Origin of the sequence: Gemella haemolysans (assembly GCF_901873445.1) — a bacterium.
Lineage (GTDB): Bacteria > Bacillota > Bacilli > Staphylococcales > Gemellaceae > Gemella > Gemella haemolysans_C.
On sequence record NZ_CABFLN010000053.1, the window covers coordinates 18,409 to 37,337 of the forward strand.

The 18,929-nt window shown below is 30.0% G+C and carries 20 protein-coding genes; 3 read left to right on the forward strand and 17 right to left on the reverse strand.

Annotation, left to right across the window (positions count from 1 at the left end; translation table 11 throughout):
- The gene (gene mutS, locus JX287_RS06535; protein WP_204643880.1) at positions 1–2,763 is read right to left on the reverse strand and encodes a DNA mismatch repair protein MutS; all 2,763 of its coding nucleotides are present in this window, start codon (positions 2,761–2,763) and stop codon (positions 1–3) included.
- Positions 2,764–3,150: 387 nt separating this feature from the next.
- On the opposite strand from mutS, the gene JX287_RS06540 reads away from it, so the two are divergent.
- The 3 genes from JX287_RS06540 to JX287_RS06550 all read left to right on the forward strand — a co-directional run bounded on the left by JX287_RS06540 (position 3,151) and on the right by JX287_RS06550 (position 5,428).
- Positions 3,151–3,315, forward strand: coding sequence for a hypothetical protein (locus JX287_RS06540; RefSeq protein ID WP_204643882.1), 165 nt, complete (start codon positions 3,151–3,153; stop codon positions 3,313–3,315).
- A gap of 448 nt (positions 3,316–3,763) precedes the next feature.
- Positions 3,764–3,928 carry a putative holin-like toxin gene (locus JX287_RS06545; protein ID WP_204643884.1) on the forward strand — a complete coding sequence of 55 codons (165 nt, stop codon included), beginning with the start codon at positions 3,764–3,766 and terminating at the stop codon, positions 3,926–3,928.
- Between the two features lie 216 nt (positions 3,929–4,144).
- Positions 4,145–5,428, forward strand: coding sequence for an FtsW/RodA/SpoVE family cell cycle protein (locus tag JX287_RS06550; RefSeq protein WP_204643886.1), 1,284 nt, complete (start codon positions 4,145–4,147; stop codon positions 5,426–5,428).
- A 35-nt stretch (positions 5,429–5,463) separates the two neighbouring features.
- Here the strand turns inward: JX287_RS06550 and JX287_RS06555 are convergent, their stop codons facing one another.
- The 16 genes from JX287_RS06555 to JX287_RS06630 form a co-directional block, all read right to left on the reverse strand.
- Entirely contained in the window at positions 5,464–6,525 is a 1,062-nt protein-coding gene (locus JX287_RS06555; RefSeq protein WP_204643888.1) for a M42 family metallopeptidase, read from the reverse strand.
- Between the two features lie 4 nt (positions 6,526–6,529).
- Complete coding sequence (locus tag JX287_RS06560) at positions 6,530–6,799, reverse strand: hypothetical protein (RefSeq protein WP_048802304.1); 270 nt, start codon at positions 6,797–6,799, stop codon at positions 6,530–6,532.
- 10 nt (positions 6,800–6,809) lie between these two features.
- A complete protein-coding gene (locus JX287_RS06565; protein ID WP_204643890.1) occupies positions 6,810–7,682 on the reverse strand; it encodes a 2-oxoacid:ferredoxin oxidoreductase subunit beta in 873 nt (290 codons plus the stop codon).
- 1 nt (position 7,683) lies between these two features.
- A complete protein-coding gene (locus tag JX287_RS06570) occupies positions 7,684–9,426 on the reverse strand; it encodes a 2-oxoacid:acceptor oxidoreductase subunit alpha (protein WP_204643892.1) in 1,743 nt (580 codons plus the stop codon).
- A 275-nt stretch (positions 9,427–9,701) separates the two neighbouring features.
- On the reverse strand, positions 9,702–11,516 hold the full coding sequence (locus JX287_RS06575) for an ABC transporter substrate-binding protein (RefSeq protein ID WP_204643894.1): 1,815 nt from the start codon (positions 11,514–11,516) through the stop codon (positions 9,702–9,704).
- Positions 11,517–12,263: 747 nt separating this feature from the next.
- Positions 12,264–13,037 (reverse strand): SDR family NAD(P)-dependent oxidoreductase, encoded by a 774-nt coding sequence (locus JX287_RS06580; protein WP_204643896.1) that lies wholly within the window; start codon positions 13,035–13,037, stop codon positions 12,264–12,266.
- 14 nt (positions 13,038–13,051) lie between these two features.
- Entirely contained in the window at positions 13,052–13,486 is a 435-nt protein-coding gene (locus tag JX287_RS06585) for a CopY/TcrY family copper transport repressor (protein WP_204643898.1), read from the reverse strand.
- A 106-nt stretch (positions 13,487–13,592) separates the two neighbouring features.
- Positions 13,593–14,207 (reverse strand): GyrI-like domain-containing protein, encoded by a 615-nt coding sequence (locus JX287_RS06590; RefSeq protein ID WP_239650355.1) that lies wholly within the window; start codon positions 14,205–14,207, stop codon positions 13,593–13,595.
- Complete coding sequence (locus tag JX287_RS06595; protein ID WP_239650356.1) at positions 14,204–14,383, reverse strand: hypothetical protein; 180 nt, start codon at positions 14,381–14,383, stop codon at positions 14,204–14,206. The genes JX287_RS06590 and JX287_RS06595 overlap by 4 nt, the downstream gene beginning before the upstream one ends.
- A gap of 1 nt (position 14,384) precedes the next feature.
- Entirely contained in the window at positions 14,385–15,104 is a 720-nt protein-coding gene (locus tag JX287_RS06600) for a class I SAM-dependent DNA methyltransferase (protein WP_204643900.1), read from the reverse strand.
- Position 15,105: 1 nt separating this feature from the next.
- Positions 15,106–15,444, reverse strand: a complete 339-nt coding sequence (gene rsfS, locus JX287_RS06605; RefSeq protein ID WP_204643909.1) for a ribosome silencing factor — start codon at positions 15,442–15,444, stop codon at positions 15,106–15,108.
- Between the two features lie 19 nt (positions 15,445–15,463).
- Positions 15,464–16,333 (reverse strand): bis(5'-nucleosyl)-tetraphosphatase (symmetrical) YqeK, encoded by an 870-nt coding sequence (yqeK, locus tag JX287_RS06610; protein ID WP_204643911.1) that lies wholly within the window; start codon positions 16,331–16,333, stop codon positions 15,464–15,466.
- A complete protein-coding gene (gene nadD, locus JX287_RS06615; protein ID WP_204643912.1) occupies positions 16,308–16,916 on the reverse strand; it encodes a nicotinate (nicotinamide) nucleotide adenylyltransferase in 609 nt (202 codons plus the stop codon). Before nadD ends, yqeK begins: the two co-directional genes overlap by 26 nt.
- 1 nt (position 16,917) lies before the next feature.
- On the reverse strand, positions 16,918–17,217 hold the full coding sequence (gene yhbY / locus JX287_RS06620; protein ID WP_003147122.1) for a ribosome assembly RNA-binding protein YhbY: 300 nt from the start codon (positions 17,215–17,217) through the stop codon (positions 16,918–16,920).
- A gap of 20 nt (positions 17,218–17,237) precedes the next feature.
- Positions 17,238–18,356 (reverse strand): ribosome biogenesis GTPase YqeH, encoded by a 1,119-nt coding sequence (gene yqeH / locus JX287_RS06625; RefSeq protein ID WP_204643914.1) that lies wholly within the window; start codon positions 18,354–18,356, stop codon positions 17,238–17,240.
- The gene (locus JX287_RS06630; RefSeq protein ID WP_204643916.1) at positions 18,349–18,924 is read right to left on the reverse strand and encodes a YqeG family HAD IIIA-type phosphatase; all 576 of its coding nucleotides are present in this window, start codon (positions 18,922–18,924) and stop codon (positions 18,349–18,351) included. The genes yqeH and JX287_RS06630 overlap by 8 nt, the downstream gene beginning before the upstream one ends.
- Positions 18,925–18,929: the final 5 nt, after the last annotated feature.

An 18,929-nucleotide genomic window follows, 5' to 3' on the forward strand; every position in this document is an offset into this window, starting at 1 on the left:
TTATTTCACATCCTCACTTATTTTTCGTTGTAATTCATAAAGAAGATTGAAAGCCTGCATTGGTGTTGTTTCTAAGAAATTTACACTTTCTAATTGCTTTTTGATTTCATCAAATTTCTCATTATCTCCATCGAAATCCAATTGTAATTTCGCATAATTTTTCTTTGATTTCTCTTCAGCTTTTAATTGTTTTCTAATAGTTTTCTCTAATTCTTCTTTAAGTTCTTTTTCTAATTCAGAACGAAGCTGTATTCTTAGAGACTCTTCATCTACATTTACAACTTCTTCTTTAACTACTCTACTGCTATATTCTTGTTCAAGTTCTTGACGTAATTTTTCTCTTAGTTTTTCTTCAGATTCTTGTGATGAATTTTCATTTAATAATACCTTATTATATCTAGCATTATCAACAAGATCCTCACTACCTTTATTCCCACTTTCTAATTCTCTTAATATTTTATTAGCACCTACGATAACATCTTCTGGTAGATGGGCAAGTTGAGCAACATGAATACCATAACTCTTCTCGATAGGTCCTTCATTAATTTTATATAAGAAAATTAGTTTTCCATGATCTTCTTTTGCAGAAACATGGATATTCTTTATTCCCTGGGTAATATTTTCTAACTTTGTAAGCTCATGATAGTGAGTTGAGAATAATGTTTTACATTTAATAGTATTATTAATATATTCTAATATTGATTGAGCTAAGGCAATACCGTCATACGTCGATGTTCCACGACCAATTTCATCAAAAATTAATAATGAATTTGCAGTAGATTCGACTAAAGCATTCTTCGCCTCAATCATCTCAACCATAAACGTCGATTTCCCTCCAGCAAGATCATCACTCGCACCTATTCTCGTAAATATTTTATCAAAAATCGGTAAATTCGCAGAAGTCGCTGGAACAAATGATCCAATTTGTGCAAGAATCACAATAAGAGCGAGTTGTCTCATATAAGTAGATTTACCAGACATATTAGGCCCTGTAATAAGCAAGATATTATTATCTTTGTCTACTTTGCAATCATTACTAATATAACTATCAGCACTTACATTTCTTTCAACAATCGGGTGACGACCATCAACAATATCGATAACATTATTATCATTGAATTCAGGTTTAACATAATCATATTCTTCCGCTACATCAGATAATGAAACGAACACATCAATATCACTTAAAGTATTCGCAACTCTTTGTAATCTTACGATATAATTATGAATCTTCGTCTTAACTTCTTGGAATAATTGTAATTCTAACTCTTCTATTTTCGTTTTAGAATTTACGATGTGTTCTTCAACTTTTTTCAGTTCTTCAGATACGAATCTCTCACAATTAGAAAGTGTTTGTTTCCTATGATAACCTAGTTCAGTTGGATCTATAGTCTTAAGCCCTACTTTAGATACTTCGATAAAGTAACCGAAAATCTTATTGTATCCAACTTTTAGATTTTTAATCCCTGTTCTCTCTTTTTCACGTTCTTCGATTTCTAGTAAAATTCTATTTCCGTTTTTACTAGCATTTTTATAACCATCTAATTCTTCATTAAAGCCTAATTTAATTACATTACCTTCTTTAACAGTCTGACCAGCTTCTTCATGGATTGTTGCTTCAAGATAGTCGTATAAATCTGTTAATTCATCGATGTTCTCTGCAATATCTTTTAATTTATTAGATTTAAATCCTAATAATAATTTCTTGATTTCTGGTATTTGACCCAATGTTTTCTTTAAATTTATTAATTCCTTAGGACTTACAATATTATAAGAAACTTTTGTAGAAATCCTCTCAAGGTCATATACTTCTTTTAAACTAGTTTTAACATCCGCCTTTTCGAAATAATGTTTTGTAAAATCTTCTACGATTTCCTGACGTTTTTTAATTTCTTTAAGATCTAGCAGTGGATTTTCTAACCATTTTTTTAGTTTTCTTGATCCCGCTGCTGTTGATGTTTTATCTACAATGCTAAGAAGAGAGCCTTTCTTTCCACTATTAGCCATATTCTGAGTAACTTCTAAGTTTTTTAACGAATAGTTCGTCATATAAACAAACTTATCTTTAAAATATACTTCAAAATCTTTAAGACTTGAAATATCTTTATTTTGAGTTTTTTCAATGTAATCTAAAAGAACATCACATGCTACACGTAGATTGTTGTCAGTAAGATTACTTGTTTTTTCCTTATTAATATCAGTATTTAATTCAACCTCAGTAATATAAGCACTAATATCCAACTCTTGATCTTTTATGCTAATTACTTCTTTAATATTATTTTTTAGTACTTCATCTTGTAGGTCAGCCATAGTTTTTAGTACAGTACAACGGCTATCACCAGTCATAATATCGCAAAATGCGAAGTATATATTATTATCATTCACATATGCACTACCTAAGTAGTTATTCTCATCGTAGTTTTTGTAGTTCATGTAAGTCCCTGGTGTGATTACCTGAACTACCTTACGCTCTACGATTTTCCCTTGACCAGGTTCAGAAACTTGTTCACATATAGCTACTTTATATCCGTTATTAACTAAAGTATCAATGTAAGTAGCTGATGAATGAAATGGAACTCCGCACATAGGAATTTTTTCAGCTCCTCCATCACGAGCAGTTAAAGTTATTTCTAATATTTTTGACGCTCTAGTCGCATCTTCAAAGAACATCTCATAAAAATCACCAAGACGGTAAAATACGAACGTGTCCTGATAATCTTTTTTTATCTTCAGATATTGTTCTATCATTGGAGTATATTTCATCTTAAAAGTTCCTTTCTCTTTATTTCTTCCATGTATTTATAACATATATAATTTTAGCATAAAACGTTATTTTTTAGTAGTGTGAGATGTGGGAAAACAAATAAAAGCTAAAAATAAGCTATGAAAATAATTTACAATCTTCTCACTATTCCTAAAATTAATCTTTTGATAATTGATTATTAAATTTTTATTTGATATAATCAGGTTGGATAGAGAAGTTATGGAGTGTAATATCTTCTAAATATGGATTGCGGTAGTCGTTTATTTTTCAAAGTCAAAGACTGAAGAAAAATATTACGAATATCGTATGCAACAGGAACTTAAAAAGAAGGTGCTAAAAATTAGCAACTTCTTTTTTCTAGTTCCCACTGCTGTGGCTACTTCAATATGAAAGGGGCTGATGCTTATGCTCATAAGTATCAAAGTCTTGGAGAAAGGAGTAGCAAGTTGTCAGCTTGCGAAATCATACAGACGATTATTGGAATAAATCTTTTAATTGTTTCAGTAGTTAGTGCCTGTATTGTAGCGTTAAAAAAAGACAATAAAAAATAACCATCTTTAACTTTAGCACGTAGATGGTTATTTAAATTAAATTTAACCTAAGCTACCGTCTTTAAAACGGCTCTCTCTTTTATATTTATATTCTAGCATATGTGAAATAAGAATGCAATAATTTTATTACCAGATTAACTTTCCCATAAAATTTTCCTTTTACTTTGCAAACATTATCCATAATAATTGAGCAACACTTATAGACTCACACAGCATGAAAATTAACGTATTTTTACTCGACATACTTTCCCCTCCTAAAAATACTTTATTATAAATTTATCTCATCATATTATCTTTAAAATTTGCATACACTATTAAATTTTTTATATTCCCATACTGTAGTAACTCTTCTGTCAATTGATTATTAAATTTTTATTTGATATAATCAAGTTGGGGAGAGAAGTTAAGGAGAGTAATATCTTCTAATAAGGATGGTGGCTACTTCAATATGAAAGGGGCTGATGCTTATGCTCATAAGTATCGAAATCTTGAAGAAAGGAGTAGCAAATTGTCAGCTTACGAAATCATACAAACAATTATTGGAATAAATCTATTGATTGTTACAATAGTTGGAGTATGTATCTCAGCATTAAAAAAAGACAATAAAAAATAACCATCTTTTAAACTTTGAACAGGTTAAGATGGTTATTTTTTAATAACATTTTAATCAGAGTCACCGTCTTTGAAACGGCTCTCTCTTTCATACTTTTATTCTAACATAAATAAATTTAGAATGCAATATTTTTGATAAACAGTAAATATACATATAAACTATTTATTTTTAAGAATAAGTTGTTCCATTGTATAATTACATCAAAGGAGTTGACTTATGTTAAATTTCATAAAAAATAAAACAAATTTATCAATATTGATATTTTATTTTATATTTAGTTTTTCTAGTTTATTATTTATAATACTAGCTGAATATAACAACAATAAAACACCATCACTATTCCTAAAACAATTTGTTTTTTATTTAATTGGTTTTGGAATAATATATCTACTTCAAAAGATACCAGTAAATTATATCGAAAAATTTTCAATAGCATTTTATTTATTTGCTTTGGTTCTTTTAGTTGGTATATTTTTAGTCCCACCTACTCTTGCCCCAATTGTTAATGGTTCTCGAAGTTGGTATAACTTTAGAATATTTACATTACAGCCCTCAGAATTTAGTAAAATAGCTACTGTAGCAATGGTTAGTATGCTTATTAAAGAAAAGAGTTTTAAAGAAAACACAGATACAATTAAACTTTTAAAAATAGCTTTAATAATTTCTATACCTTTTATACTAGTTTTAAAAGAAAATGACTTAGGAAACGGATTGTTTTTCATCTTTTTATTCCTAGGATTAGTCTTCTTAGTTTGCAACAAAGGTAAAACGTTATTTAGAATTTATTCAGTAGTTATTGCAGGTCTAGCAATTATTATTCTAGCAGCACTATACTTCCCGAGGTTACTTAGCTTAGTTGGTTTAAAATCTTATCAGCTAAATCGTATTTTATCATGGCTAAATCCTGAAGCATATAAGTTAGATTATTCTTACCAGATTACTCAAGTTCTTAGGGAAATTAAACTAGGTGGTTTAACTGGTACATTTGTTAAAAATAAAAACTATATAGACGAACAATTTAATGATTTTATTTTCTCTATAATCGCAAAAAACTTTGGATTTATAGGTGCAGCAATATTCTTATTTATCTTCTTCATCTTTGTTCTGAGACTATTTAATATAATGAAAAAATGTGAACAAGGTAACTATAGCTACTACTTCATTCTTCTTAGTATTTGTAGCTTTTGCTTTTCATTTTTCATCAATATATTCTCAACACTGAGCATTATTCCAGTTATCGGTATTAGTATGCCGTTTATTAGTTACGGCGGAAGTTCACTTATTGCAAATAGTATTCTATTCGGAATAATAGTAAAAATTCATGCGACAATACAAGAAGAATATATGGAAGATGAATACTATGATGACTACGAAGAAGATTATGATGAGGTCCAATATGAAGACGACTATGATCCATTAGAACCTGTATATGAAAATAATAACAATCGATATTATGAGGAAGAACCTCAACAATTTCGTCGAAGTAAAAGAAAAAGATAAAAAATGTGGATAGAAACTTTTCTATCCACATTTTTTTATTTTCTTACATCTTCAATGAACTTATCATCGATAGTTTCAATTAGTTTCCCTAAAATTGCTTTGGCAGCATAATAATCTCGAATATCAAATACCGCATTATGAGTATGAATATAACGAGCACAAATACCAATTACAGTAGTTGGAACTCCATTTAAAGCTTGGTGAATGTTACCAGCATCTGTTCCACCTGGTGAAGTGAAGTATTGATACTTAATTCCATTTTCTTCTGCAAGAGCTACGATTTTTTCTCTCATATTCGCACGAAGAACCATAGTTCTATCTACTAATCTTACTAAGAAACCTTGTCCTAAACGACCATTACTAGTTTCCTTTCCATCCATATCATTTGCTGGACTACAGTCTACAACAAAACATACATCTGGTTTAATCATATTAGCAGCAATAGTTGCACCACGAAGACCCACTTCTTCTTGAACGGTAGCACACACTACTAAATTAAAATCTAACTCTTTTTCTGCAAATTGTTCCAAAATCTCTGTAATAATTACACATCCATAACGATTATCGACAGCCTTACTCATAAATCTGTGTTCAGTAAGTTGTTCAAAAGTTGTTTTTGGAGTAACAAAAGCACCTTCACGAATTCCCATCGCTAATGCTTCTTCTCTTGATGAAGCACCAACATCGATAGTCATATCACTAATTTTTACATTTTGTGCTACACCTGCAGTAAAGTGTTTAGGAATAGATCCAATTACACCTGTGAATTTTTTTCCTTCATATGAAGTTACTGTATATGTTTGAGCTAAAAGAACATCTTCTCTAAAACCACCAAGTGTTTCAAACTTAAGCATACCATTTGGCAGTACCTTAGTTACGATGAAGCCAACTTCATCCATATGCGCTGAAATCATAACAGTTTTAGCATCTTCTTTTTTTGATTTCTTAATAGCATAGATTCCACCAAGATTATCATACTTAATCTCATCAGCATATTTAGATAAATTTTCTTCTAAATATTTTGAAATTTCACTCTCAAATCCTGATGTCCCGTCTAACATTGTTAATTCTCTGAATCTTTCTATTGATTTACTCATTTTCTTATACCTCTTTTATGTACTCTATTATTTCCGTTTCTTTATCATATCGAACTTCGTACTTGATATTGTCGTTATCAAAATAAAACATTAAATATGGATTTTCTTTTAGATTCAATGTATAACTATCAATTACATCATACCCTAATGCGATTAGTTTATTTCTACATCTATCTATATGATCGTTATCTAACTCTTGTTCCTCTGTTTTTTGATAAATACGATATCCAGCATAAGCTGCTGCTAATGGAACTAGTATTTTTCTAAATTTCATATATTACCTCTTATCTGAATTCATCACATAACGAATTAAATAATTCCTCACTAAATTCTAAATTCTGATGAGCAATTGGCTCGTCTCGTTTATAATTACGTAAAGTATCTTCATAATGAGGTTTTTTCTCATTTTTATAAATTACCCCTGTTACAAGGTCATTATACTCTTCTAATACTCTATACGCTTCCAATTTATTAGTATTGTCATAACCTTCGATATCAGAAAGTTTAGTTAAATTTTCCTTATACCAAGCTGGTGTATTTTTGTAGTTGTAAGTTTTACATGGACTAAATACGTTAACTAGTGAGAAACCATCGTGATTAACCGCTTCTTCGAAAATTTGCATCATCTCTTTCATGTCACCAGTAAATGCTTGTGCTAGGAATGTTACTTCACAAGATAAGGCAATTTTCATCGCTGATAATGGTTTTTCCATTACCCCTTCTAAAGTTGTAGTCGTTACTAAACCTTCATCAGACTTAGGAGACATTTGCCCTTTAGTTAAGGCATAAAGTTGATTATCCATTACTACGTAAGTCATGTTTACATTACGTTTCATAGCGTGAACAGCATGCCCTATACCGATAGCATATCCATCACCATCTCCACCCATTGCAAAAACTGTTAAATCTTGGTTCGCCAATTTAATACCTTGTGCAATCGGTAATGAACGACCGTGTAATCCTTGTACACCATATGCTTTTGTATATCCACTAATTTTACCAGAACATCCAATCCCTGCAGAAATTACGACATTCTCTGGTTTAATCCCTAAGTTAACAACAGCTCTATTTATACCCGCAAGTACCGAGAAGTCTCCACAACCGGCACACCAATCGGGCTTAACATCATTTTTATAATCTTTTAATGTTACTTTCAAACTATTTCTCCTCCTCTAGTAATTGTTCAACAAGTTGATGAGTATAGTAAATATCTCCATCATATTTTAGTAAACTACTAATTTTTTCTGAATTATGGTACTTACTAGCAATTACCGTACGTAATTGTTTATTATGGTTATGTTCAACAATATATATTTTTCTATATTTATCAAATGTATTACGAACAGCTTGAGCAACTGGATAAATTTGACGAATATGCATTGTATCAATTTTTAGTCCTTGTTCTTTTAGTTGTTTAGCAGCTTTATTTAGTACTCCATAAGTTGAGTTAACACCAACTAATAAGATATCTTTTTCATCATTGTATTCATTTAATACAAATGGTCTTTCAACTAAAGCTGACTCAATCTTGTTAGCACGTTTTTCTTTTTGACGTTTTGTATTACGTTTCACCTCTGAAGGTAGTCCAACTACTGAGTGTTCATAACTGTTCGCATTATGAATTCCACCTTTTTGACCAGGGATAGTTCTATTTGAAACTAACACATCAGTTGCATAACGTTTGAAGTAGATAATATCTTCTTCTGTAATTTCTTCTTGTTTTAATAAGTTACCACGATCGACTTGAACTTTACTAAAGTCAAAGTTAGGAACTGTTTCTTTGTTCATACCTAATTGTAGATCCATTAAAACAATAACTGGTGTTTGATATTTTTCTGCCATGTTAAATGCATCTATCATAGTGTAGAAACAATCTTCTACAGATGTTGGAGCTAGTACTATACGAGATGCATCTCCTGTTCCACCGTAGACAGCGTGGAAAATATCAGATTGCTCTGTTTTTGTTGGAAGCCCCGAAGAAGGACCACCCCTTTGAACATCTACAATAACAACTGGTTGTTCTGCCATAGCAGCCATACCTAAGAACTCAGTCATAAGTGAAATACCAGGACCAGATGTGGCTGTCATAGCACGTACTCCTGCGAAGTTAGCTCCAATAGCAACACCTAATGCTGCAATTTCATCTTCAGTTTGAATATATGCTCCATTTACTAACGGAAGCTTATCAAATAAATATTCCATGATTTCTGTTGCTGGTGTAATAGGATATCCAGCATACATTCTACAACCTGCTGCTAAAGCACCAAGACCAGCTGCATGGTTACCGATTAACCACATATTTCTATGAGTTGGATTTAATTTTTTAAGGTAATACTTATCTTTAATATCATTTTCTTCCATGAATTCAGTCATGATTTCACGCCCTTTATCAAAGGCTTGGATATTAATATTTACTACTTCTTCACCTTTACTAGAAAATTTTGTTTCAATCATATCGTAGAATAGTTTTGAATCTATATCTAATAATGAAGAACAAATTCCAAGTGTAATTATGTTTTTGATAATCGGATTAGCAATTTCTTTAGCTAATTCTGTAATTGGGAATACCGCAACTAAACCTTTAATTTCTTCTGAAATTTCCGGTTTAATTTTAGAATCCGCAATAATAATACTATTTTCATCTAATTCTGGAATATAGCTATCCAGTGTAGCTTGGTCGAATGCTATAAGAATATCTGTCTTATAATCAATTACATTTATTTTTTCTTCTGAAATACAAATTTTACTATTGCTGTGACCACCTTTAATTCTACTCGCAAAATCTCTTGTAGAATACATGTGGTATCCAAGTGTATTTACTACTGTAGAGAAAATTTCGGCTGTACTTTCAATACCTTCACCTTGTTCTCCACCAATTTTCCATCCTAATTTATTAATCATATAATCTCCTTTAATCTCTTTCATTAGAAATTTACTCGTTGATTTCTCAATACTTTATTCTATCATATTTAAGAAAATTTTTCCATCTAATAATATCTATTATCACTATGAAAAAACTAATAAAAATATTATTATTTCATTATTTTTCATTATTTTTTAAGTGAACTTCATTTTTAAAAATTTGTATAATATTTAGGAACAAATAAATCTTTTAATATTTACTATTTTAAAATAAATATCGATTTATTCGTTCCTAATTTTTTCTTATTATCTTATTAGTTTTTAATTCCTTTATCTGAAGTTAATTCAAGTTCATAAAATTGTTGATCAAAAGTATTATATTTTGTAAGATCTATATTTTTAACTCGTTTATTAACCCATACAATATCTGTACTCCAACTTAAAGGTAACCATGGAGCAGCCTCTGCAAAGTCATTGTCAAATTTATTGAATGCCTCTTTTATTTTGTTGTCATCAAATGAATCTTTCGAATCAATAGCTTCCAAATCTTTTGCTAAAGTATCATCTATATATCTAGGTAAGTTTAATTTAGATGTTCCTCCAGCTATATAGTTAGGATTTGGATTATTGAAGAATCCCCAAGCTCCTTGGAAAATATCTATAGAAGGATCATCAGCTTGTACTCTCGTTGCCCAATCTTTAGGAGACAATAATTTACCATCCACTAATTTAACATCAAGTCCTACTTCTTTCCATGATTTAATGAAGTTATCTGCTAACGCTTGATCTACTTCACTACCTGTATTTCTTGCAGCATAGTTGAATACTAATTTTTCACCATTTTTATTTTCACGTAACCCATCTCCATCAGTATCTTTATATCCCGCTTCGTCTAATAATTTTTTAGCTTTTTCTATATCTTTTTTGAATTTTTTACCATTAGGATTAACTGCTAATTCAATTCTAGGTGGGAAGAAACCTGAACCAGTTGGCGTATATCTTAATCCCTTAAACAGTTTATCGTTAATTTGATCCCAATCTACAGCGTATCCGAATGCTTGTCTTAATTTAGCATCACCTAATTTACCACTTGTATCAGTTAGAACTTTTCCTTCTTTTTTATCAAATTTCCCTAATTTAAATCCTACATAAGACACGTAAAGATCTGTTTGCCCTAGAATATCTCCATTTTTAGAATCTTTTATACCTTCCCAAATATTTGGACTAAGAGAACGAATATAGTCGACATCTCCGTTTTTAATAACTGATGCTGCTTGAGATGGTGACACAGCTTTAAATTCTATTTCTTTTACTTTAACCTTATCTTTATTATAAAAATGAGGGTTTTGTTTTGCTAACACACTTTCTCCATTAATTTGTTTATCTAAGTAATAAGGTCCATATGATAAAGGTTTTGTATTAAGATTTGCTCCAGAGAACTTAGTGAAATCTTTAGATGCTTCTTCTACTTGAGCTTTATTTAAAAATACAGTTATAAATCCATTACCCCAAAGTAATGATGGTCTAACATCTGTATATTTAATTACTACAGTTTTATCATCTTTTTTTACTATACCTTTAATAGATGAAGCTTTCCCTTCATGATACTCCTTCATTCCTTCGATTACTTCGTAATCAGAAGAATATCTAACATTTTCCACATATTTAGGATTTCCCATTAAATTATAAGTAGCAATGATATCATCCGCTGTAACATCTTCTCCATTATTCCATTTCAAATCTTTTCTTAAAGTAATTGTCGCTTCTTTCTTCTCTTTATCTAAATGGAATTTTGCAGGAGCATTTTCATCATCTTGTTTTAATCTATAGTCTTTATCTAATGCAAATGTATATAACATTGTATCTCTCATAATATAATAATCAGTTGCTTGTAAGAAGAATATCGGATTAAACATTCCTGTAAGTGGATCTGCTGATAAAATTCCAACTTTTAGATGGCTATCTGATATAGCATTTCCTTCATTTTGAACTAAAGTTTTAAATTCTACCGATGGTTTTGTAATATCCCCCGTTTTCTTGCTTTGATTTGTAGCACAACCTGCTAATAATAATGTTAAAGCTAAACTTGAACTCACAACTTTTGATATTTTTTTATTATTTTTTTTCATAAATATACCTCACTTTTCTTACACAAAGAAAAAAGTCCCTGTAGAAGTTATTTACTTCTACAAGGACGTATCTATTGACGTGTTACCACCTTGATTTATAGTATTCTCACAAATACTAGCTCATAAAGTACTAAAATATACTTTCAGCTATATCGGGCTATCCCGTAGTAGTTTAACTATTCAACCACTAACACGAAAAGACCATCTTCATAGTATCATCTTTGATCTCCTTTCACCTACCGAGACTCTCTAAGCAAACATCAACTACTACTCTTCTTTTCAAAGTGTAATTTTTTATTGTGATTTAAGTATATCAAGTTAATAAACCCTTGTCAATATTTTTTTATCATTCGTTTTTAACAATTATTACTGAACACTACAATAAAACTTCAAAAATCAAAGAGTACAGAAAATATCCATACTCTTTGATTTTTTTATAATTTATTTACTTAATTATTCAGAAAGTTTACGTCTAACAGCAACTCCTCCTGAAGTTGCGATGGCTAATCCTACAATTGTAGCTGACGCTAACGTGTAATTTTTTTCTTCATAATAACTTTTTTCTCACTTTCATATTTATAATTTATAATTTACATAATATCATAAACGTACGTGTTTTTTCAATACTAAAATATATACAAAATAACGATAACGATTAAAAAACGAATTTTTTTGAAATCAAAACTTTAGAATAAAATTAAAAATCAAGATTAGATTCTTCTAACCTTGATTTATATTTATTCTTTATTATTTAAACATATTTGCTAAAATTCGATCACTTAACCTTGGGAACAATTGACTAATTTTAACACCAACAACTAATTTAAACGGTAAATTTACCTCACGTTTCTTTGTTTCAATTCCTTTTATTATCTTTGTTACAACAAGTTTAGGTGTTAATGTTTTACCACCCATAGCTTTTTGATAACTCTTATCTTCATCAGCTATATTGAAGAAATTTGTAGCTACAGGTCCTGGATTTACTGTCATAACGTGAACATTATCTTTTTTTAGCTCTAAACGTAAAGAATTGAAGTATCCAATTAAAGCGAATTTAGTCGCTGAATATACAGAACTTTTTGGCGTAGAAATCTTACCTGCTAATGAAGCAATAGTAACTATTGTTCCAGATTTTTTTTCTCTCATTCTCTCAGCTATTTCTGTAGTCAATTGAATAGTTCCAATTACATTTGTATCAAACATATTAACTACCTCAGCATCACTAAATTCACTAAAATCTTTCATAATACCATATCCCGCACCATTAATAAGAATATCGATATCACTAACAGAAGAAAGTAAATTATCTACTTGTTCTTGAGAACCAATATCAACGCTATAAACTCTAGTTTTTACATTGTCAAAAGCGCTACACTTTTTAGCGACTTTTTCTAACGCTTCTTTTCTACGAGCAACTAATAACAATTCTACATTTCCTTTTTGTGCGAATTGATGAGCCAATTCACGACCTAAGCCACTTGAAGCTCCTGTAATTAGTATTCTTTGTTTACCAACATCCATCTTACATCCCTCTTTTAACCATGTTTTGCAGCACAACTACATTGCCCTTTTAAACATTTACATGTAATGACATCTGCTGCAGTTTTTCTTTTTTCTTTAAGTAATTCAATAATTTCATCAATATTACTTTTACTCAAATTATCTGTCTCAATTATATTCTTAACAATAATATGTGTTCGTCTCTCACAAATTCTTTCTAAAAAGTTTTGTGTTAATATCTCTAAACACTCATCTTCTACACATTTTGCTGAATATAAAAATTTATTCCCTTGTTTTCTTGTTTCTAAAAATCCTTTTTCTACTAACCTTGAAAGTAAAGTTTTAATAGTTGAAGGAGTCCAAGACTTTTCTTCACCTAGAGTATCTATTACAAATTTACTTGTAGTTTCTTTATTGCTCCAGACTACTCGCATTACTTCCCATTCAGCTTCTGAAATATTAATATCCATTTCCATTCATCCTTTTTTTCTCAGTTACATCTGTAACTATAATACTATGTTAAACATATAATGTCAATTCATAAAAAACTTGATTTTAGCATTGCTAAAATCAAGTTTAAGATTTTTTCTTAATTGGATGTCTTATTACAGTTTTAAGTTTCTCTGGCACTATTTTCCTCACATCTGAAATATAAATTTCATGATGATATCTGCTCTCATTTATATCTAACTCATAACCTTCAGAAATCATATATTCATGCATCTTAGCAACAGTTTCTGGCTCTAAATCATATGAACCTATATGCATGCATTGAACACACTCGCCCTCATCATAGCATAAAAATTCAACCTTAGAAAAATCTTCTTTTTTCTTTTCTGTCACCTGCTCAATAGCCCAAGAAAATACCTCTTTGGTAACAAAATCTGGCATTCTTATTAATGAAATAAATTTAAAATTTTGTTTATTAGTATTATCAACACCCTCTATTCCATCTTGCCACCAAAAACCTTCTAATGGTGGAACAACAAAATCAAAGTAATCAGGAATTTTATACTCTTCCTTTTTATTCATCTTTATCGCATAAGCTACAGGATGGGAGTGACTCAAAAATCGCGATTTCGGAGAAACAAGATTTTGTCGAGTCATCCCCGCACAGTTTATTAGATATCTAAAAAGCTTTTCTAAAGCTAAATTAGATATCAATAAACCACTGCGTCTATAAGTCCTCATATAAACTTTGTAAAATTTTGGGACTTTTGGGGCAACCCCTTATACTCGCTATTCTCATCATTGGGGTCCCCACTCCCTCTAACTGCTATATAATTAGCCTTATCTACATTTACTATACAAGGTTTATTTTTAGGTGCATATAAATGCTTAAGAGTTTTTTTGAAATCTACTGCCATTTTATTTCTCCAAAATAAAGATTATTCGATCCGATTCAGAGTAATTTTTATTATCCTTATCAAAATCACAGAAATAATCTTTCACTTCAAATCCAGTATTTTGAATTTCTCCAAGGACATCATTTATTTCATAAGTTCTTTGTGAATGAAACTGTTCAAGCTTTCTATATAAACCATTCTTTTCTTTAATAAAGAATGACAGTTCACTTTCCACTTCTAGCGAATTTTCTGTCTCATATGTAAACCATAGATAACTAATTTCTTCATCTTCATAACCAAAAACTTGTTTTTCCAACATATCAGTAATTTTTCTTGGAGTGTGGATATCAAAAACAAATTTTCCACCTTCTTTAAGAGATGAATATACTTCTTCTAATCCTTGTTTAAATTCTTCAAAATCCGATAAATAATTAAAAACATCGAATGCACTTAAAATAAAATCAAATTCCATATTTAACGATGAAATTTCTAGTAAATCCATTGCAAAATAATTACAACCCGGAACTTTTTCGCTAGCTATCGCTAACATTTGCTCACTATTATCTACTGCGAATACTTCTCCATATTTTTTTAGTGTTGATAGCATCGTTCCACTACCGCAACCTAAATCAAGAACTAGAAGATTTTTTCTATCTTCTAATTCTTGTTTAATAATATTTTTATAAGCATCGTAGTCAACATCCATTAGTTTATCATAAACAATACTTAAATTCTCATACATATTAGACACCTTTGATAGGGTATTTTTCAAATAATGAATCTAATTCATAGTATTCTCTATCATCACGTGTCATAATATTAACTACAACATCTCCTAAGTCCATAAGAACCCATTTAGCTTCTCTTAGACCTTCTGTACTATGAATTTCTCCACCATTTTCTAATACTTGTTCTCTAACTTCTTGTGCAATTGCTTCTACTTGTCTATTTGTAGGTGCGTGACAGATTACAGAATAATCGTATAATACTCCTGCTTGCGTTAAATCATAAGCAACAATATCATATCCGTGCTTGTCGTCACATGCATCTACAACAATTTTTAATAAGTTTTCTACTTCCATTTTCATCCTCTTTCTTTATTTATTTCTTTATAATATGGAACATTACTACGTATAGTACATCATCTTCTGGATATCTTTTCGCAAGTTTTTCGATTAACTCATCCAAAGTAACTCCGTAATATTTTGCATAACGCTCTGTTAATGTTTCTCTTGTTACAGGCTTAACTAAATCAACTTCTAATGTAGCAAATACTGTGTCTGGATCTTCATAAGTTGTAGCTTCTAATAAATCACCTTTCTTGAAATGAGCTTCACTCTTATTTCTTATTGTAATTGTTTTTTCATCAGTTAAAATTTTATCTTTATTTTTTTCTTTAAATCCAACACGATAGTTTTTAATATTATAGTAATTATAACATTCTAATAATGAAGGATAAATTCTTTCATCATTGTCAATTAAGTAAACTAATGTATATTTTGCAGCAAGTCTAACCGCTTCATCAAGATCATATTCAGATACTTCAGTTACCTCGGCTAAATGCGGGTGTTTTCTTTGTGGTTCAATGTAGTCTGCAATAAAAATTATTTTTTCTAATAATGTCATATACTTTCTACCGAAAGTATGATTCGCAACAGCAAGTTTAACTTCTTCGTCAGCCACACCGAATTCTTCTTCAATATATGCACTTGCTACAGGACCATGTAATACTTCCACTGGATAATCTAATAAATTAACATCTAAATTATGTAAAATTACATATTTTTTCATTAATACTTCATCCATAGGTTTACAAACATCATGAACTAAAGCTGCTAATGCTGCTTTTTCTACACTTGCTCCATGAATCTCTGCTAAGTGTTTCGCCACTTCCACAACTCTTAAAGTGTGTTCGTATCTTTTTTCTGGTAATATTTCTTTTACTCTATTTTGAATTTCTTGATATTCCATATAAACTCAACTCCTCTATATATGACCTACATTCATCAGTGATCATATATTTAATACTTTTCTTATTTTTTAAATTATCTCTAATTAAACTAGAACTTATCTCTATTATTGGAGACTTCATTATCTCATAACTTATAGATTTATAAAATACATCTCCATTTACTACCTCATACAAATCCTCTTCGTCTCGTGCTACGAAAATAAATGTTACAAGTTTAGATAGCTCTTTTATATTATACCATCTTTTTAAATCTTTCGCTCTATCTGTTCCAATAATAAAATAGATTTTTTCATTTTTATATAGTTCACTAAAATACTTAACGGTATTATAACTATAACTTATCCCTTCATTTGAGATTTCATAATCACTAACTTCAAATTTTAAATTATCTTTTACACTCAGCTTAGCCATCTCAAATCTATTCTTATCACTAGCCTCCAATTCTCGACCTTTTAAAGGTGTAATATATGATGGTATAAAGATAATTTTTTCTAAATTATAAGTTTCTAATGCATTTTCGGCTGTAATTAAATGTCCAATATGTATTGGATCAAAACTACCTCCATAAAGTGCAATTGACATTTTACTTCACCAACTCTATTTTTCTATACTTTTCCTTAGAGCTTTGTTTGTATAATACAATTGTGTGTCCAATCACTTGAACTAATTCAGATGAAGTACGTTCAGATAAAATTTTTGCTACTTCATCTTTATCTTCTTCACAGTTTTGTAAAATACTAACTTTTAATAATTCACGTTTTTCTAACGCATCTCTAATTCCTTGGATCATATCACTATTCACACCTGATTTTCCAACTTGGAAAATCGGTGATAAGTGATGTGCTAATGCTCTTAATTGTCTTTTTTGTTTTCCTTTTAACATCTTATCCTCTTTTCTTAATACTATATTATCGATTCACGTACAAATACTTCAATTTCTTCTGGAACATGAATATCAATCTTACATCCACTATCGCTATTAACTGTAATCCAACCTAATCCTGAAATTACAATATCCATCTTTCTACTATCAATAGTGAAACTTTTCTTAACTTGCTTGTTGAAAATTGAAACATTACCTTCAAATGGTGGTTCCAATAAAGTTCCTAAGTGCTTTTCAAATAATGCATCTGCATTACTTAGCTTTGTACGATGAATTTCTACTAAATTTGAAGCGTATAAAGTGAAACTTTGACGCTCACCTTCTACAAAGTCCATTCTAGCCATACCACCAAAGAATAAACTTTGCTCAGCATTCAATTGAAATACACGAGCTTTAATTTCCTTCTTAGGCATTACTAATTTTAAACTTTGAGCATCTAGATAATGTGCTATATCATAATCTAATATAATACCAGGTGTATCATAAATACTAGTAGCTCTATCTAAAGGTATCTCAATCATCCCTAATGTTGTGCCAGGGAAGTGAGATGTTGTAATAACATTTTTATCCCCAGTTGTAAGTTCAATAAGTTTGTTAATAAATGTAGATTTACCAACATTTGTCGCACCTACGATATATACGTCCTTACCATTACGAAGCTCATCTATACGACTAGCTGCTTCTTCCACACCTTGATTTTTTATTGCACTAATTAGAAGAATATCTTTTACTTTAATCCCTTTCACCTTAAGCATCTTAAACAACCATTGTTTCACCTTGTTTTGTTTAACTGATTTCGGCAATAAATCTAGTTTATTAGCTACTAGGACAATATCTTTATTATTTCCTACAATATCTACTACATCTTCAATCCAACTTCCAGAAAAATCAAAGATATCTACAACTTTCACTATTAATGCATCTTTTTTCGATAATGTTTTGATAAGTTGATAGAAATCCTCAGCTCCTAGTTGAACATCAGATACTTCATTATAATTTTTCAATCTGAAACATCTCTTACAAACAAGATTACCATCAATGCTTTTTTCTACAACACTTTTTGGTAAATATCCTTGTTTATTTTGATCTTCACTTTGAATTTCAACACCACAACCTATACAATAAACTTTATTACTCAATATGGCCTCCATTTTTTTCTTTCTTATGTTTTAATCTATAGCCCACTTTTTTCATTTTAGGGAATGCTTTTCTTCTAGTTAAATTATGGATAATCAATGCTTCAAAAAATCTATTAATTCTAGTTTTAAAAGCATCTGTCTTTGAAATTGGCTTAACTAGTACGCTCATAGCTCCAAAACTTTTTGCTCCTAATACGTCAGTTAAAACTTGATCCCCTAAAATAATCGCTTCTTCTGGTTTTCTATTTAATTTTTTTAGTGCTCTTTTAAAACCGATAGTTAAAGGTTTCTTTGCACCCGCAACATATTGAAGGTTTAATTTTTTACAAAACTCTTCAACCCGTTCTTCAGTATTATTAGATACAACAATAATATCGAAACCAGCTTTTTTCATCTTCTTTAGCCATTTATTCAATTCTTTAGTATCTTTTTTACTATCCCATGATATTAAAGTATTATCTAAATCTGAAATAATCACTTTTTTGTTGTGCATATTCATATACTCAACATCAATAAACTCATACTTTTCTACAAAATCATCAGGTGAAAAATATCTTCTTAGTACCATTTTCT

Coding starts and splice junctions, on each gene's coding strand:
- JX287_RS06630 (WP_204643916.1), bottom strand. CDS start 18,924: ATGGTACTAAGAAGATATTTTTCACCTGATGATTTTGTAGAAAAGTAT.
- JX287_RS06570 (WP_204643892.1), bottom strand. CDS start 9,426: ATGATTAATAAATTAGGATGGAAAATTGGTGGAGAACAAGGTGAAGGT.
- JX287_RS06595 (WP_239650356.1), bottom strand. CDS start 14,383: ATGGCAGTAGATTTCAAAAAAACTCTTAAGCATTTATATGCACCTAAA.
- nadD (WP_204643912.1), bottom strand. CDS start 16,916: ATGTCAATTGCACTTTATGGAGGTAGTTTTGATCCAATACATATTGGA.
- yqeK (WP_204643911.1), bottom strand. CDS start 16,333: ATGGAATATCAAGAAATTCAAAATAGAGTAAAAGAAATATTACCAGAA.
- JX287_RS06545 (WP_204643884.1), top strand. CDS start 3,764: ATGAAAGGGGCTGATGCTTATGCTCATAAGTATCGAAATCTTGAAGAA.
- JX287_RS06585 (WP_204643898.1), bottom strand. CDS start 13,486: ATGGATATTAATATTTCAGAAGCTGAATGGGAAGTAATGCGAGTAGTC.
- JX287_RS06590 (WP_239650355.1), bottom strand. CDS start 14,207: ATGAGGACTTATAGACGCAGTGGTTTATTGATATCTAATTTAGCTTTA.
- JX287_RS06560 (WP_048802304.1), bottom strand. CDS start 6,799: ATGAAATTTAGAAAAATACTAGTTCCATTAGCAGCAGCTTATGCTGGA.
- JX287_RS06575 (WP_204643894.1), bottom strand. CDS start 11,516: ATGAAAAAAAATAATAAAAAAATATCAAAAGTTGTGAGTTCAAGTTTA.
- JX287_RS06600 (WP_204643900.1), bottom strand. CDS start 15,104: ATGTATGAGAATTTAAGTATTGTTTATGATAAACTAATGGATGTTGAC.
- mutS (WP_204643880.1), bottom strand. CDS start 2,763: ATGAAATATACTCCAATGATAGAACAATATCTGAAGATAAAAAAAGAT.
- yhbY (WP_003147122.1), bottom strand. CDS start 17,217: ATGTTAAAAGGAAAACAAAAAAGACAATTAAGAGCATTAGCACATCAC.
- rsfS (WP_204643909.1), bottom strand. CDS start 15,444: ATGGAAGTAGAAAACTTATTAAAAATTGTTGTAGATGCATGTGACGAC.
- JX287_RS06555 (WP_204643888.1), bottom strand. CDS start 6,525: ATGAGTAAATCAATAGAAAGATTCAGAGAATTAACAATGTTAGACGGG.
- JX287_RS06540 (WP_204643882.1), top strand. CDS start 3,151: ATGAAAGGGGCTGATGCTTATGCTCATAAGTATCAAAGTCTTGGAGAA.
- JX287_RS06550 (WP_204643886.1), top strand. CDS start 4,145: ATGTTAAATTTCATAAAAAATAAAACAAATTTATCAATATTGATATTT.
- JX287_RS06580 (WP_204643896.1), bottom strand. CDS start 13,037: ATGGATGTTGGTAAACAAAGAATACTAATTACAGGAGCTTCAAGTGGC.